16 protein-coding genes and 1 riboswitch are annotated in these 15,421 nt (G+C 31.1%); of the genes, 1 reads left to right on the top strand and 15 read right to left on the bottom strand.

Features of this window, described 5'->3' with window-relative positions:
• The first annotated feature begins 200 nt into the window (after nt 1-200).
• The gene (locus tag ACZ41D_RS11280) at nt 201-2,126 is read left to right on the top strand and encodes an ABC-F family ATP-binding cassette domain-containing protein (protein WP_464151504.1); all 1,926 of its coding nucleotides are present in this window, start codon (nt 201-203) and stop codon (nt 2,124-2,126) included.
• A gap of 263 nt (nt 2,127-2,389) precedes the next feature.
• Here ACZ41D_RS11280 and tsaD read toward each other — a convergent pair whose 3' ends face one another.
• The 15 genes from tsaD to ACZ41D_RS11355 all read right to left on the bottom strand — a co-directional run bounded on the left by tsaD (nt 2,390) and on the right by ACZ41D_RS11355 (nt 15,393).
• Nucleotides 2,390-3,406, bottom strand: coding sequence for a tRNA (adenosine(37)-N6)-threonylcarbamoyltransferase complex transferase subunit TsaD (gene tsaD, locus ACZ41D_RS11285; protein WP_464151505.1), 1,017 nt, complete (start codon nt 3,404-3,406; stop codon nt 2,390-2,392).
• Nucleotides 3,407-3,515: 109 nt separating this feature from the next.
• The gene (locus ACZ41D_RS11290) at nt 3,516-3,728 is read right to left on the bottom strand and encodes a hypothetical protein (RefSeq protein WP_464151506.1); all 213 of its coding nucleotides are present in this window, start codon (nt 3,726-3,728) and stop codon (nt 3,516-3,518) included.
• Between the two features lie 122 nt (nt 3,729-3,850).
• Nucleotides 3,851-4,576, bottom strand: coding sequence for a Yip1 family protein (locus tag ACZ41D_RS11295; protein WP_464151507.1), 726 nt, complete (start codon nt 4,574-4,576; stop codon nt 3,851-3,853).
• A 20-nt stretch (nt 4,577-4,596) separates the two neighbouring features.
• Entirely contained in the window at nt 4,597-5,817 is a 1,221-nt protein-coding gene (locus ACZ41D_RS11300) for an ABC transporter permease (protein ID WP_464151508.1), read from the bottom strand.
• A 32-nt stretch (nt 5,818-5,849) separates the two neighbouring features.
• Nucleotides 5,850-6,551, bottom strand: a complete 702-nt coding sequence (locus ACZ41D_RS11305; RefSeq protein WP_464151509.1) for an ABC transporter ATP-binding protein — start codon at nt 6,549-6,551, stop codon at nt 5,850-5,852.
• Nucleotides 6,548-7,849 (bottom strand): efflux RND transporter periplasmic adaptor subunit, encoded by a 1,302-nt coding sequence (locus tag ACZ41D_RS11310; protein ID WP_464151510.1) that lies wholly within the window; start codon nt 7,847-7,849, stop codon nt 6,548-6,550. The genes ACZ41D_RS11305 and ACZ41D_RS11310 overlap by 4 nt, the downstream gene beginning before the upstream one ends.
• Nucleotides 7,850-7,963: 114 nt before the next feature.
• Nucleotides 7,964-8,410 (bottom strand): ribosomal protein S18-alanine N-acetyltransferase, encoded by a 447-nt coding sequence (gene rimI, locus ACZ41D_RS11315; RefSeq protein ID WP_464151511.1) that lies wholly within the window; start codon nt 8,408-8,410, stop codon nt 7,964-7,966.
• The gene (gene tsaB / locus ACZ41D_RS11320) at nt 8,403-9,128 is read right to left on the bottom strand and encodes a tRNA (adenosine(37)-N6)-threonylcarbamoyltransferase complex dimerization subunit type 1 TsaB (protein ID WP_464151512.1); all 726 of its coding nucleotides are present in this window, start codon (nt 9,126-9,128) and stop codon (nt 8,403-8,405) included. The genes rimI and tsaB overlap by 8 nt, the downstream gene beginning before the upstream one ends.
• Nucleotides 9,129-9,154: 26 nt before the next feature.
• Complete coding sequence (tsaE, locus tag ACZ41D_RS11325; RefSeq protein ID WP_464151513.1) at nt 9,155-9,613, bottom strand: tRNA (adenosine(37)-N6)-threonylcarbamoyltransferase complex ATPase subunit type 1 TsaE; 459 nt, start codon at nt 9,611-9,613, stop codon at nt 9,155-9,157.
• A 192-nt stretch (nt 9,614-9,805) separates the two neighbouring features.
• Entirely contained in the window at nt 9,806-10,600 is a 795-nt protein-coding gene (locus tag ACZ41D_RS11330; protein WP_464151514.1) for an ABC transporter ATP-binding protein, read from the bottom strand.
• Complete coding sequence (locus ACZ41D_RS11335) at nt 10,566-11,471, bottom strand: ABC transporter permease (RefSeq protein ID WP_464151515.1); 906 nt, start codon at nt 11,469-11,471, stop codon at nt 10,566-10,568. Before ACZ41D_RS11335 ends, ACZ41D_RS11330 begins: the two co-directional genes overlap by 35 nt.
• The gene (locus ACZ41D_RS11340) at nt 11,471-12,463 is read right to left on the bottom strand and encodes an ABC transporter substrate-binding protein (protein WP_464151516.1); all 993 of its coding nucleotides are present in this window, start codon (nt 12,461-12,463) and stop codon (nt 11,471-11,473) included. Before ACZ41D_RS11340 ends, ACZ41D_RS11335 begins: the two co-directional genes overlap by 1 nt.
• A gap of 409 nt (nt 12,464-12,872) precedes the next feature.
• On the bottom strand, nt 12,873-13,289 hold the full coding sequence (locus tag ACZ41D_RS11345) for a HutP family protein (protein WP_464151517.1): 417 nt from the start codon (nt 13,287-13,289) through the stop codon (nt 12,873-12,875).
• Between the two features lie 71 nt (nt 13,290-13,360).
• The gene (locus ACZ41D_RS11350; protein ID WP_464151518.1) at nt 13,361-13,966 is read right to left on the bottom strand and encodes an ECF transporter S component; all 606 of its coding nucleotides are present in this window, start codon (nt 13,964-13,966) and stop codon (nt 13,361-13,363) included.
• A gap of 100 nt (nt 13,967-14,066) precedes the next feature.
• Nucleotides 14,067-14,181: riboswitch (FMN riboswitch) on the bottom strand.
• Nucleotides 14,182-14,226: 45 nt separating this feature from the next.
• A complete protein-coding gene (locus ACZ41D_RS11355; RefSeq protein ID WP_464151519.1) occupies nt 14,227-15,393 on the bottom strand; it encodes an amidohydrolase in 1,167 nt (388 codons plus the stop codon).
• Between the last annotated feature and the right edge of the window lie 28 nt (nt 15,394-15,421).

Here is a 15,421-nt window from a genome sequence, read left to right on the forward strand (position 1 = left end):
TATGCAATTTCCTCTATAAAATATTTGTAACTTTTTTTAAAGATCATTTTGAGAATTTATTTCAAATTTACAATATTAAATCTTGATCTTAAAATAATTATACAACTTCCTCATATATAAATAGTTTTATTTATCAGTTCTTTCTGTTAAAATTTATATACAAAGGCATAGTAGAGAATTAATTTAAGGAGGAAATAAACATGATAGTATTATCATGTAATAATATTGTTAAAACATATGGTATAGATAAAATACTTGATAACATAAGCTTTGTAATTAATGATGGAGAAAAAATCGGTTTAGTCGGCGTCAATGGTGCAGGAAAATCTACTCTGTTTAATATTATATCTGGTAATACACCCTATGACTCTGGAGAAATATTTATATCTAAAAATTTAAAAGTTGGACATTTAAAACAAAATACTAGCATGATAAGCGATAAATCTGTATTTAACGAAGTTTTAGAAGTATTTAATTCCCTTATAAACATGGAAAATAAACTAAGAGATTTAGAACATGCTATAAGCATAGAGAGCAACAACGGTAAATCTAATAAGTTAAATGAATTAATGATAGAATACGCTCAGCTAACAGAAGAATTCTCAAATAATAATGGGTATGGATATAAAAGTGAAATAAAAGGAGTACTAAAAGGGCTAGGGTTTAATGAACAACAATTTGACCAACCTGTAAAACAACTTAGTGGTGGTCAGAAAGCAAGGTTATCTTTAGCAAAACTTCTTTTGGAAAAACCTGATATTCTTTTATTAGACGAACCGACAAATCATTTAGACATCGATGCTATTAACTGGCTCGAAAGATATATTTGTGAATATAAAGGTGCAGTAATAATAATATCTCACGATAGATACTTTTTAGATAATATAGTTTCCAAAATATTTTTTCTAGAAAATCATAAACTCAATATCTATAAAGGTAACTACAGCACTTTCATGAAAAAAAGAAAACAAGAATTAAAGCTATTAAATAAAAAATATGAAGAACAGCAAAAAGAAATATTTAGGCAAGAGCAAATAATAAAGTCATTATCTTCAGGAGGAAAAAGAAGTATAAGGCAAGCAAAAAGCAGGCAAAAAATGCTAGATAAGATGAAAATAGTTGATAAACCTGCTCAAATTAACACTAAAGCAAAGATTAAATTTGAACCTAAAATTATTAGTGGAAATGACGTTTTGGAGGTAAATAATCTTAAAAAATCTTTTGACTCTTTCACCCTTTTTGAAAACATAAATTTCAAAATATATAAAGGAGAGAAAGTTGGGCTTATTGGCCCTAATGGTATAGGAAAATCCACTTTATTTAAAATACTATTAGGAAAAGAAAATAAAACTGATGGAGAAATTAAAATAGGTCACCATGTAAATATTGCTTATTATGACCAAGAACAATCTGATTTAAATCCAGAAAATACAGTAGTTGATGAAATATGGAATGACAATCCAAAACTTGACCATAATAGTATCAGAACACTTTTAAGCCAATTTTTATTTTTTGGTGATGATATATTTAAAGAAGTAGGTGATTTAAGTGGTGGAGAAAAAAGTAGACTATCTCTACTTAAACTTATGCTTTCTAAAGCTAATCTCTTACTTATGGATGAGCCAACAAATCACCTAGATATAGATTCTAAAGAAGTATTAGAGGACGCTTTATTAAATTATACAGGCACCTTAATTGTTATATCCCATGATAGATATTTTTTAAACAAGGTTACAGATAAAATATTGGAACTTTCAAGTGAAGGATTAACCGAATATCTTGGTAATTATGATTATTACTTGGAGAAAAAAAATGCACTAAAATTGCTTGATACCGATGATGAAAAAGAAGAGAAAACTAAAACTCAGCAAAAAGCAGAAAGAAAAAAAGAACGAGAACAAAGAAAAAAAGAAAAACAAAAAAAGGAAGAAATAAAAAAACTAGAAGATGAAATTTCAAAAAAAGAGGAAGAAATTTTATCTATAGAAAAATTGTTATGTGACTCAAAAATTTACTCAGACCCTGGAAAAATTCAAGAAATATCTGTTAAAAGCAATAATCTTAAAAACGAACTTGAGATTTTATATAAGAAGTGGATACATCTTACTGAAGAAACTAACCTATAAGTCACTTAATTCTATTTCTATATATGGGAAATTGCATAATTACTGAAATATCAAAATTCAACATTATTATGCAATTTCCCAAATATAATTAAGTATTTGAACACAGAATACTTATTTTTCCCAAGTAACTCACGCTTTATGCACAATATTCACAAAATTATTCACAGGTACAACCTTTAATATAAGGTTGTCCAGGGTATATTTCCACATTATCCACAACTTATTTATATACAAAGCAAAAAAAATGTGAGTAAATTTTCTTATCATAACTTTAAATTTGGAACTGCATTTAATGTTAAATCAGATACTTTGCCTTGTAAATAATTGTAATAAGCAACTGACCCTATCATTGCACCATTATCAGTACATAATAGTTTTGAAGGGTACTTTAACTCTATTCCTTCTTCTTCACATCTCTTTTTAAAAAGACTTCTTAATCCTTCATTTGCTGCAACTCCTCCAGCAAGCGCAAGTATTTTCGTATTGTTTTTTTTAGCTGCCATAATTGACTTTTCAACTAATACTTCAATTACTGACTGTTGAAAACTAGCTGCTACATCTTCTTTCGATATATCGATATTTTTTTGACGCATATTATTTAAATAATTTAGCACTGCAGATTTAAGCCCACTGAAGCTAAAATCATAGCTTCCTTCCTCTAGATATGCTCTTGGAAATTCAATAGCATCCTTATTTCCTATTTTAGATAATTTGTCTATTTCAGGGCCTCCTGGGTATGGAAGACCTATAGCCCTCGCCACCTTGTCAAAGGCTTCCCCTGCAGCGTCATCTCTGGTCCTTCCCATTATTTCATAATCACCGTAATCTCTAAAATATACAAGGTGAGTATGACCTCCTGAAACTATAAGTGAAGTAAAGGGAGGCTTTAAGTCCTTATGCTCAATAAAATTAGCATACATATGCCCCTCAATATGGTTAACTCCAATAAGTGGTATATTCTTGCTAAAAGCTATAGCCTTTGCAGCAGATATACCTACTAAAAGCGCCCCAACAAGTCCAGGACCATAAGTAACACCTACACAATCTATATCATCAAAAGAAATATTTGCCTTTTTCAAGGATTCTTCTATAACTAGCTCAATATTTTCTACGTGCTTTCTAGAAGCAACTTCTGGTACAACTCCTCCAAACTTTTTATGAATATTTATCTGTGAAGCTATTATGTTAGAAAATACATATCTTCCATTTTTAACTATTGCAGCTGAAGTTTCATCACACGAAGTTTCTATAGCTAGTACAATTACATCTTTTTTTCTCATGAATTTTCCTCCTTATTAAGGTATAGGTACACTCCTATTACCTAATTATACAGCAATAGCTTTCCAGTTTCCAGTTATGAAAGCAAAAGCTACGGGAAATCCCGCAGCTTCATTCATAATCTAATTCCATTGCCATATTAGTTAGTATCTCATCAGCTAGATTTATATTACATCTTCCATCACTAGTAAAGTGTATGCAGTTAGCACAGCTTTTCTGAACCTCACCAAATTCATTTACACTTGAAGTTAAAGCATTATCATCTATAAATTTATGCTGACTACAACGATTAGCAATCTTTATCAATTGTTCTTTGTTAGTCATATTCTCCTCCTTATCATTAATATATTTTTATAATTGCGAAACTATACATTTTACTCCAATTAGTTCGCAATCATCTAATTATTATTATTTCATAAGGAGGACAATATATTCATTTTAATTCACTACATCATACCAGAAACATATTTATTACCAAAAACACCTAATCCACAAACAATAAGTATCCATACAAACCATGTAAATAACACTAAAATTGCAGCTTTTTTCTTATCAATTTTGTAAGCATAGGATATACCAATTATAGCTAATATTTCATACCATATGACAAATATATCAAATTGACTAAGTAATAAATATATAAAACTAGTACTCATAGAATCTGGCAAAAAAACTGCAGGAGAAAAAATGATAGTAAGTTCTCCAATTATCATAGATATAATTGCAATTATTACTTGCCCCAAAAGAACAGGTAAATAAGCATAACCTACAACAGAAAAAGCTTGCTTAAACTTTCCATCGCCTCCGAAAAATCCTGACATTCCCTGCATTACACCACTCTTTACAAGCCACATTACTACAGGTGACAACGCTCCAATTATCAATCCCGTATATGCTTGAATATTTATAAGCTGCTCAGCATTTGGTGGCATTGGATTGCTTCCTAAATTATTCATCATTTGATTTCTTAGTACTTCCTTAATAGCATCTAGTCTAAGTACTCCAAGAAGGATTGTTCCAATTACTATTACTAATATTGGAAATAATGCCTTTGGACGTTCTGCTATGTCTGCAAAAGCCTTATCAGGATTTACAAACACATTTTTTACTCTTTCCCACCAACTTAACGGTGGATTTTTTTCCATAACATTTTCATTTAAATTTTCAGACATAATGCTCCTCCTTATTATTATTATTCATATCTCAATGCATCTATTGGGTCAAGCTTTGCTGCCTTATTGGCAGGGTAAATTCCAAAAAATATCCCCACGCCTGCTGAGAAAAGCACAGCTATAAGTATGACAACAATTGACGCTGTAGGTGGTACCCCTATTGACATAGCTATTAAGCTTTGGAATATTAGCCCCAAAATAGTTCCAATAAGTCCACCTGTTCCAGAAATAATAACTGATTCTACCAAAAACTGAATTAAAATATCTCTTCTTGTTGCCCCTATAGCTTTTCTAATGCCAATTTCTCTAGTCCTCTCAGTAACCGAAACTAGCATAATATTCATAACTCCTATGCCACCAACTAAAAGAGATATAGCTGCTATAGCACCAACAACTTTTGACATTATTCCCAATATATTATCTAATATCTGCATCTGAGATTTATAGCTAGTACTTTTATAGTAATCCTTGCCTTCGTTCCTATGTTTTCTTTCTATTACCTTAATTATATCTTCACTAACACTGTCAATTTTTGAATTATCAACTACGTTTATTTCAAAAGCATAGTATCTATTTCCTAACCCCAATAACTGTAATGTTCCAACAGGAACATATATATTACTTGGTATCTCACCAAATTGAGAATTTATAGCATCAAATGAGCTGCTTTGTCTTTCATATATTCCTACTACTGAAAATTTAGTTTTGGCAAAATCGAAGTCAACAGTTATCTTTTCACCTAATACGTTCTCTCTTCCAAAAAGCTTTATTGCTAAGTCCTTGTCTATAATACATACCTTTCTTCTACCTAAAACATCACCTTCAAGTAGAAATCTACCGTAAATAATATCAATGTTTTCAATTTTATTATATTCCTCATTTACACCAAAAACATTTATTTTTTTCTCATTTCTTCCATTTTTTGCTTGACCACTAATACTTAAATTTGGCGATATACCCTTTATGTCATCGCTAAAAATTCTTTTTACCATTTTTATATCCTCATCATCAAACCGTTCTCTGTAAGTAGGATTTTTCTCCCAGTTCATATGTATTACAACTCTATTTGTACCTATTTTTTCAAATTCGCTCCCTATTTGAGCTTGGCTCCCTTGACCTAAGGATACTATAGTTATAACAGAAGAAATTCCAATAATTATTCCTAGCATAGTCAAAAAAGAACGCATCTTATTTCCCAATAGACTTGCTATGGCAACTTTAAAACTTTCAATAAAATTCATTAGTTATCACCTCGTTCCCAGCAAAACTACTGCTAATCGTTATCAACAATTATTTGATTTTCTACAAGTTTATCCTCAATTAGACATCCATCCCTAAAATATACAATTCTCTTTGAATGTTGAGCAATATCATCTTCATGAGTAACTAATACAATAGTTACACCTTCACGATTTAAATTTTGAAATATCCCCATTATTTCTTCACCTGATTTAGTATCTAAATTCCCAGTTGGCTCATCAGCTAATATTATTGCAGGATTATTTACAAGAGCTCTAGCTATAGCTACTCTTTGCCTTTGTCCTCCCGAAAGCTCATTTGGTTTATGGTTAATCCTATCTATCAAGCCCACTCTTTCTAAAGCCTCTAAAGCTCTTTTCCGTCTTTCTTTAGCTGAAACACCTGCATAAATCATAGGCAGCTCTACATTTTTTAAAGCAGTAGTTCTTGAAAGTAAATTAAAAGATTGAAATACAAATCCTATTTTCCTATTTCTAATAGCTGCAAGCTCTTTTTCATTTAATCCTTCTACACTAACTCCATCTAAGCTGTATTTCCCCTTAGTAGGTCTATCAAGACAACCTAAAATATTCATAAGAGTTGATTTACCAGAACCTGACGGACCCATTATAGATACAAATTCCTCTTTATTGATAATAAGATTAACATCTTTAAGTGCTTCTACTTCAATAGTTCCTGTTTTATAAGTTTTATATAATCCCTCTAACTTTATCATTCTTTATCACCTTTATTGTTATAATCTACCAGCATTCCATCTTTAATGCTTTCATTAGGATTTAGTATAAGTATATCTCCTTCTGCTAATTGGTCAGATATTAATTCAACTTTCAAATCACCCTCTATACCAAGTTCTACTGGTATTTCTTTTGCTTTATTATCTACAATTTTGAAAACTACAGTACTTCCATCTTTCTTTTTATATAAAGCCTCATAAGGTACAACCAAAGCGCCTTCCTTTTCATTAGTATTTATTGTAACCTCTGCAGAAAAACCTGGTTTTATAAACTCATTATGGTTAAGTATATCTATTTGTACTTTTACACTATTTTCTTGACCCGAATTTGATGTTACTACAGTTGCAACAGGTGCTATATACGAAACTACTCCTTCCAATATATGTTTTTTAAATGCTTCGCCTTCTATTGCTGCTTTTTGACCTATTTTTATATTATTAATGTCATATTCATTAATTTTTACTTCAACGATTAGATTATCTGCATCATCTATTGTAAACATAGGAGTCAGAGAAGAAGCTGGCAATCCTATTTTTGCATTAGAAAGCACTATGGTACCGTCTATAGGACTCTTAATTATAGATTTTTCTAATGCATCTTTCTTTAACTTAAGATTTAACTCCTTAATTTCTACATTCTTTTTCTGCAGTTCAATATTTGTCTTTAAATCGTTAGTAGTCTTGTCCTCATTATTCTCAATATCTTTAAGTTTGTTCTCTGCTATTTCTAAATCATTTTTTGCAGTTATCATTGCTATATTATCGGATTGAAGCTGTAACTCACTTATAGCTCCTGCCTCAAAGAGTTTTTTTGAGTTTTCATATTTCTTTTGAGCATTTTCATAAGTAAGTTTTGCATTTTCTAAATTTTTCTCTAAATCAAAAGTATCAGTTACATCCTGTAAACCTTCCTCTAGATTTTTAAGTTTCTCTTTTTCCATGGCTAAGTCAATTTCAGCAATTTTTATGTTATACTCTAATTCACTAGTATCTAACTTAGCAAGAACATCTCCCTTTGATACAACATCACCTTCTTTAACAAACACATCACTTATAGTATAAGGTAAACTTGAAACAATGTTTTGCTGTTCTTTTGACCTTATTACTCCATCACAAATTATCTCAGAAGTAAATTTATCTTCTTTTTCAACTTCAGTAGTACTTACAAATACCCCCTTATCCTCTTTATTTATAGCCTTTATTACTCCTGTTACTATAATTGCTAAAGCAGCTACTATAGAAATAATAATAAGTGCCTTTTTCTTTTTACTTTTCGCCATATAATCTACCCCCAAAACATTTAATGAAGTTTTTTGTAAAAAATATAACAATTTCCTCAGATATTTAATATTATATATTATATGTATTAATTTTCCTATACATTTTTTTATTTTTTATACACTTTTCCACATAATAATTGCGTCTTCATTATTATCTGAATAATAGCCTGGTCTAACTCCAAATTCTTTAAATCCATATTTTTTGTAAAGAGATTGAGCTATATAATTAGATTTTCTTACCTCTAATGTCATTTTAATAATTCCGATCTCCTTACAAATATTAATAAGACTTTCAAGCAGAAGATTGCCTGCACCTAATCCTCTGTAATCTTTATGTACAGCTATATTAGTAATATGTCCTTCATCAATTACAAGCCACATACCACCGTATCCAATTACCTTTCCTTCAAGTTCTGCTACTACATACCTAGCAAGATTATTTTTAGTTATCTCAAGCACAAAAGACTTTCTAGACCAAGGATTTGAAAATGACATCTCTTCTATAGCTAAAACATCGTCGATATCTCTTTCATTCATAATCCTAACAATAATATCACTCATGTGCTTCACCGCCCCTTGAACTATTTTTCTTCTCATATTCTCTTTCTGCTTGAGATTTTCTCATATAATCTGGTAGAAGATCTATGTAGTTTTCTGTCTTTCCTTCTTGTGCTTTTGCAAGTGCAAGTTCTGCTACAGAGGAAGCCCTAGCCATATTAGCTGCTTTTGAGGAAATAATAGCCCTATTCCCTAAACTACTTAATAATCTTTCCTTATAAACCAAGGTGCCATCTCCATTAAAAATAATAATTTCATCCCTCTTTTTTAACTCTTCAATTAATTTATCTACTTCAATTACTTTTTGTTCTTCTAATACAAAAAAATTACCATTCTCCCATTTATACATGCCTGTAAATACCCTGTCACGTTTTGCATCCATAATTGGAACAATAATCCCATCTCCAAAAGGAATATTAAAAGCTAGGGCATCTAATGTTGACACTCCTACAACAGGTTTATTATTAACATGAGCTAATGCTTTAATTGTAGATATGCCTATCCTTAATCCTGTAAAAGAACCTGGCCCTTTTGCAACACCATAAAGGTCTATATCATCTGGTGTTAATTCACAACTAGACAAAACTTCTTTTATCATAGGCATGATTTTTTGAGAATGAGTTCTTTTGTGATTCAATATGTATTCACTTATCAATTTTTGATCATCCATTATAGCACAGGAAGCTACCATACTGGAAGTATCTATAGCAAGTACCTTCACCTTTTTTCTCTCCTTTCATCGAAACATTAAGAACAATTCGTTTTTATCCAAAACTTAGGTATTTTACCTATGTTTTTTATTATTATTTCTCTTTCATTTTCTTTATTAGTTCTTCTAATCTCTATATCTATTCTATCTTTAGGCAAAATATCCTCTATAATGTTTGCCCACTCTATAACAGTTACACCATTTGAATAGAAATATTCCTCAAAACCAAGCTCATACATTTCATCTATATCGTTAATCCTATAAACATCAAAGTGGTATAATGGCAGCCTTCCATTATACTCATTTATAATAGTAAATGTTGGACTAGTAACATAGTCATCTACCTCAAGCCCTTTTGCCAAAGCTTGAGTAAAAGTAGTTTTACCTGCTCCAAGGTCTCCAGTAAGGCAGATTACTTCTCCTCCTTTAAGAACCTTCCCTAATTCATATCCTATTTTTCTTGTATCTTCTTTATTCTTAGATATTATCTTAAACATATTCTCTTCCTTTCAATCATTTCTCAATATTTTCCCCTTAATCTTTAATCATTATTATATAACGCTATATAATTCAATACAAGAAAAAAGACACCAAAATAATTACGGTGTCTTTGCAATAATTATAAATTTTTCTTTAATTACAATACCTTGAAAAAATCAACTTTCATCGCAACTTATTCAAGCACTACCCTATGAAAAAAGTATTCTATCACTAAGCACATCATTTGACTGGTTTTTCTCAAAATATTGAAGTAATTTGTCTATACTAAGTTCATCTTTCTCTTTGCCTTTTATATCCAAAACTATTTCTCCTCTATGCATCATTATAAGCCTATTACCCATAGTTATCGCTTGATTTAAGTTATGTGTTACCATCAATGTAGTAATAGACCTTTCATTAACTATCTTACTAGTTAATTCAATAATTCTCTCAGAAGTCTTAGGGTCTAGTGCTGCAGTATGCTCATCTAAAAGTAATAAGCTAGGATTTGATATACTTGCCATAACTAGAGACAGAGCCTGTCTTTGTCCCCCAGATAAAAGACCAGCTTTTACATGCAATTTATCTTCAAGCCCAAGGGAAAGCTGTAAAAGAATCTCTTTAAAATAATTAATATTTTTTTTAGATATGCCCATAGATAAATTAAATTTTTTACCTTTATTGTACGCTATAGAAAGATTTTCTAGTATAGTCATAGATGGTGATACTCCAAGAGAAGGGTCTTGAAATACCCTACCAATAACTCTAGTTCGTTTATATTCTGGAAAACTTGATATATCATTACCATTAAGAATTATACTTCCTGAATCACAATTTAATGTTCCTGATATAATATTTAATAATGAGGATTTTCCAGCACCATTGCTACCAATTATAGTAATGAAATCGCCTTTTTTTACTTCTAAATTAAATTTATTAAAAAGAATACTTTCATTAACAGTACCTATGTTAAATGTTTTGCATAGATTTCGTATTTTTAGCACTGGAATCAACTCCTATTTTTATATGCTTTTTTAGTCTACTACCAATATTCATCCTATTTAAGGATAAAAATGCTATTACTATCAAAGCAGTGATAAGCTTTAAATCTGTTGCTGGAAAACCAATTTTTAATGCAAATCCAATACTAATCCTATATATAATCGAGCCTATCAATGCCATTGAAGTACCAAGCATAAAGGATATATTCTTTAATAATGACTGCCCTATGATTATTGAAGCAAGTCCCATGACAATAATACCAGTCCCCATACCAACATCTGCGAAAGACTGATATTGAGCCAATATAGAACCTGAAAGAGCAACAAGACCATTAGATATCATAAGGCCTATTATCTTCCACTTGCCAATATCTACCCCTAGTGATGTTACTAGCTGAGGATTATCTCCTGTTGCTATAAGCATAAATCCTGCTTTAGTCTTTAAGAAAATGTCTAAAAATAACTTGGCTAATAAAGCAAATATTGCAATTATCAATATTGGAGGAACGTCAAATGAAAATATAGTATTCGTATTAAAAAGGGGAACATTAGATTTCCCCATTATTCTTAAATTTATAGAATACAATCCTATCATAACTAATATACCTGAAAGCAAGTTGCTTATTCTTAATTTTACATGTAATATACCAGTAGCCAATCCTGCTACCATCCCTGCTAATATTGATAATATACAAGCTAAATAAGGATTAAAACCCATTAAAAGGGATGCTGCAGTAACTGATATCCCTAGTGGAAAAACTCCGTCTACTGAAAGGTCAGGAAAATCTAATATTCTATATGTTATATACACCCCTATGACCATAATTCCATATATTAAACCCTCTTGTAAGATATTAATCCAAAAACTAGCCATTATTCTTCACCACTTTCGATAATTTTTGCCCTTTCTAGTAATTCTTCAGGAATTTCTATATTTAGCTTCTTTGCTGTATCCATATTTATAACCAATTCTGTATCCTTTAAAGTTGTTATGGCCATATCCTTAGGATCTTTTCCTTCTAATACTTCTGCTGCCATAACTCCTGTCTGCACACCTAATTTATAATAATTTAATCCTTCTGTAGCTAAAGCACCTGATTCTACATGAGCTTCTTCTGATCCTATAATAGGTATGTTTTTTTCCATTGCTCTTGAGTATATCAAAGGAATGGAAGAAGCCACCACATTATCAGTAGGTACATATATGACATCAACATCTTCTAACAATGAATCTAATGATTGAGATATGTCATTTACATTTGTTATACCAGTAGTTATTATTTCAAGACCAAACTGTCCAGATATTTCTTTTGCAGCTTTTACTTGAACTTCAGAATTCACTTCGCTAGTATTGTAAAGTATGCCCACTTTTTTAGCATCTGGAATTAATGTTTTTAGCAACTCAAACTGATTTTTTATAGGTACTGCATCACTTGTACCTGTAACATTAGTCCCCGGTTTATCAAGACTTTCTGCTAGTCCTGCTTCTACTGGATCAGTAACTGCTGTAATAAGAATAGGTATATCTTTTGTTGAATTATAAACTGCTTGTGCCATATTAGTTGCTATTGCTAATATAAGGTCTTTTTCTTGAGTTGCAAAATTATTTCCTATGGTTTGAGCAACGCTCATATCTCCTTGAGCATTTTGATAATCTATCTCTATATTTTTACCTTCCTCGTATCCTTTTGATTTAAGTCCTTCTATGAATCCTTCTCTTGCTGAATCCAAAGCTGGATGTTCTACAATTTGTGCAATGCCAATTTTTATTACCTTATCTTTACCTCCACTATTACATCCTGCTAATAATGTTAAAGCTAATAAAGTGATTAAACTTAAACTAATAATTTTTTTAATTCCTACCATTCTACCATCCTCCTAATAAATTATGATATTCCCTAAACAAAAAACTCTCCAGGAAGGAGAGATTTCACCATAAGTAAATAAGCCTATACAAGGCCATAATATTCTCCTACCATTCTACCATCCTACTTTTTAAATAATAACAATTCTACTATACTACATTTTCCAATCTACCATTCTACTAAGTTGATTAGGCAAAAACCACTGCTACTTTCTAATCAACTTCCTACCAATAATTAATTCCAAAATATTTAAAACTTTTTGTGCATATAATTTTGTAATATAGTGATGATTATACATAAAAAATTATAATATGTCAAGAAAAAATATCCGTGAAATTTTATTATGCAATTGCCTCAATTTTCAAGGCGTTATAATAAAAGTTGAAATCGTTTATTTCCATATATAAAATTTATAACTCTGGTATGGAACGATGACCTAACCCTATAACTACTTCATTTAAATGCAATAATCCTATACTCATAAAAATACAAACACTTATATGTTCTCCACTTCTCGCTATACCAATCTTTCCACCTACATTTAAGCCATTTGCCTTTAAAGAAACCTGTGCTATAGCTTCTCTTGTAGCTCCAGCTACAGCACCATCATGAACATGACATTCTTTAGTAATACCGCTACGTCTTGAAGCAATTATAGCTCTTTCTACTATTTTAGGAATAGACGAAATAAGGTCTCCACCAATATCAACACCTGCTGTTAATATACCTTTCTTCTTAAATTCTACAATTAGTTTTTCCTCTTCACTCCTCGAAGATATCGCCATCTTTACAGAAGCCTTTGCTACATCAACGCTACCTACCTTCATTACTCCACACCTCCACCTGTCTACTACTTGTTATATATATTGTAGTTTGCAAATTGTTAATTGTCAATTTTTCACTCTCTTTTAAGTATTGGCGATATCTTTTTATACAGTGGCATAGTTATAGCAAATACTATTAAACCCTTTATTAAATTAAAAGGTATTACTGCATATATTATCAATGATTTTAAATCAACTACATATTTATTTACTGCCGAACCCATAGCTATTATCTTATCAAGTGGCATGCCAAATAGTTTGGCGTAAAATGGTATAAGTATATAATAATTTGCAAATGCCATTAATATAGTCATCACTAACGTACCTATAATAATTCCTATTATAGCATTTTTCTTAGTTTTATTCTTATAATATATACTTCCTGCAGTAAAAACAAAAGCACTACCTACTATAAAATTTGCTAATTCTCCTACTGCCATAGTGTCTGTTCCTTGTAAAGCTATATTAAGTAAGTTTTTAATAAGCTCAATAAATACTCCAGCCATTGGTCCTAATGCAAATGTTCCTATTAACGCAGGAACTTCACTTAAGTCAACTTCTAAAAAAGGTGGAGCAAACCATAATGGTATCTCTAAGAACATAATTAAAAACGCTATTACAGATAGTACCGATATTTTTGTTAAACTCTTTGCTGTTAAATTTTTCTTTAATGAAATCATTATACATATACCTCCCTTTATTTCTTCAGGGTGTTAGTACAATGCTAAAAGCCCTTGAAGATAAATCTTCAAGGGCTAAAAATCAGCATAATAACTAAAACTTAATCTTCTCCCATCCAGACTATACTGTCGGCCTTGGAATCTCACCAAGTCAGCTATAAAAGCTCGCGGGCTATACCGCCGGTAGGGACTTTCACCCTGCCCTGAAGATTATATATTATTATATTTTAAGTACATTATCTCACAATGTTATTTTTATGTCAATAACCTATTTTGTATACAATCTTACCATCTATAATAGTAGCAAAAGTCTTACAACCTACATCCATTAATGGATTACCATCGTGAATAACTATATCTGCGTCCTTACCTACTTCAATGCTTCCAACTCTGTCGTCTATCCCAATAATTTCAGCAGCATTAATAGTTATTGCTTTTAATGCTTCCATCTCATCCAATCCTGATTTTACAGCTAATCCTGCACAAATTGGTAAATACTGCTCTGGAATAACTGGTGAATCTGTCATTATAGCTATTTTTACCCCAGCTTTATTTAATATGCTTGGAGTTTCAAATGTAAGATTCCTTAGTTCATACTTAGACCTATTGCTCAACGTAGGTCCAACTATAGCACATTTACCTTCCTTTGCCAAATGGTTAGCTATTAAATGGCCCTCGGTACAATGATCAAGTGTTATATCTACATCAAACTCCTTAGCTATTCTTATTGCTGTAAGTATATCATCTGCTCTATGAGCATGAGCTTTAAGGGGTATCTCTTTCTTCAATACCTTAAGCATTGCTTCCATCTTTATATCATATTCAGGCATTTTAGATAAATCTCCATTTGCATTTTCTATTTTAGCCATATACCTTTTAGCTTTACTTAAAGTTTCTCTTAATATCGCTGCAGTAGCCATCCTTGTTATAGGAGATTTCTTTTGGCTCTCATATACTCTCTTTGGATTTTCGCCAAAAGCTATTTTCATAGCAATAGGTTCTTTTATAATCATATCATCTACCCTATCACCATAAGTCTTAATAGCAACAAACTGACCGCCTATTACATTTGCACTACCTGGACCTGTAGCAACTGATGTTACTCCACCTTCATAAGCGTCTTTAAAACTCATGTCCATTGGGTTTATGCCATCTATAGCTCTTAATTGTGGTGTAACTGGATCAACCCATTCATTGCCGTCGCTTCCTTCAAATCCTATTCCATCTTCAAATAGCCCAATATGGCAATGAGCATCAATAAAACCCGGAGTTATCATTCTTCCCTCTGCGTCTATCACTTCAGCATCTAACGGTGCAACTATATTTTCTCCTACTTCAATAATTTTACCGTTGTCAATAAGTATACTTCCATTTTCTAATACTCTTCCAGCCATAGTGAAAATTTTACCATTTTTTATTAACAACATAGACCAACCCTCCTAAAAGAATCAATAT

The sequence above is a fragment of the Brassicibacter thermophilus genome (assembly GCF_055378355.1).

Coding starts and splice junctions, on each gene's coding strand:
- tsaD (WP_464151505.1), bottom strand. CDS start 3,406: ATGAGAAAAAAAGATGTAATTGTACTAGCTATAGAAACTTCGTGTGAT.
- ACZ41D_RS11345 (WP_464151517.1), bottom strand. CDS start 13,289: ATGAAGGTAGGTAGCGTTGATGTAGCAAAGGCTTCTGTAAAGATGGCG.
- ACZ41D_RS11310 (WP_464151510.1), bottom strand. CDS start 7,849: ATGGCGAAAAGTAAAAAGAAAAAGGCACTTATTATTATTTCTATAGTA.
- ACZ41D_RS11340 (WP_464151516.1), bottom strand. CDS start 12,463: ATGGTAGGAATTAAAAAAATTATTAGTTTAAGTTTAATCACTTTATTA.
- tsaE (WP_464151513.1), bottom strand. CDS start 9,613: ATGTTTAAGATAATATCTAAGAATAAAGAAGATACAAGAAAAATAGGA.
- ACZ41D_RS11335 (WP_464151515.1), bottom strand. CDS start 11,471: ATGGCTAGTTTTTGGATTAATATCTTACAAGAGGGTTTAATATATGGA.
- ACZ41D_RS11305 (WP_464151509.1), bottom strand. CDS start 6,551: ATGATAAAGTTAGAGGGATTATATAAAACTTATAAAACAGGAACTATT.
- ACZ41D_RS11350 (WP_464151518.1), bottom strand. CDS start 13,966: ATGATTTCATTAAAGAAAAATTTAACAGCAAAGAGTTTAACAAAAATA.
- ACZ41D_RS11300 (WP_464151508.1), bottom strand. CDS start 5,817: ATGAATTTTATTGAAAGTTTTAAAGTTGCCATAGCAAGTCTATTGGGA.
- ACZ41D_RS11290 (WP_464151506.1), bottom strand. CDS start 3,728: ATGACTAACAAAGAACAATTGATAAAGATTGCTAATCGTTGTAGTCAG.
- ACZ41D_RS11295 (WP_464151507.1), bottom strand. CDS start 4,576: ATGTCTGAAAATTTAAATGAAAATGTTATGGAAAAAAATCCACCGTTA.
- ACZ41D_RS11355 (WP_464151519.1), bottom strand. CDS start 15,393: ATGTTGTTAATAAAAAATGGTAAAATTTTCACTATGGCTGGAAGAGTA.
- ACZ41D_RS11280 (WP_464151504.1), top strand. CDS start 201: ATGATAGTATTATCATGTAATAATATTGTTAAAACATATGGTATAGAT.
- rimI (WP_464151511.1), bottom strand. CDS start 8,410: ATGAGTGATATTATTGTTAGGATTATGAATGAAAGAGATATCGACGAT.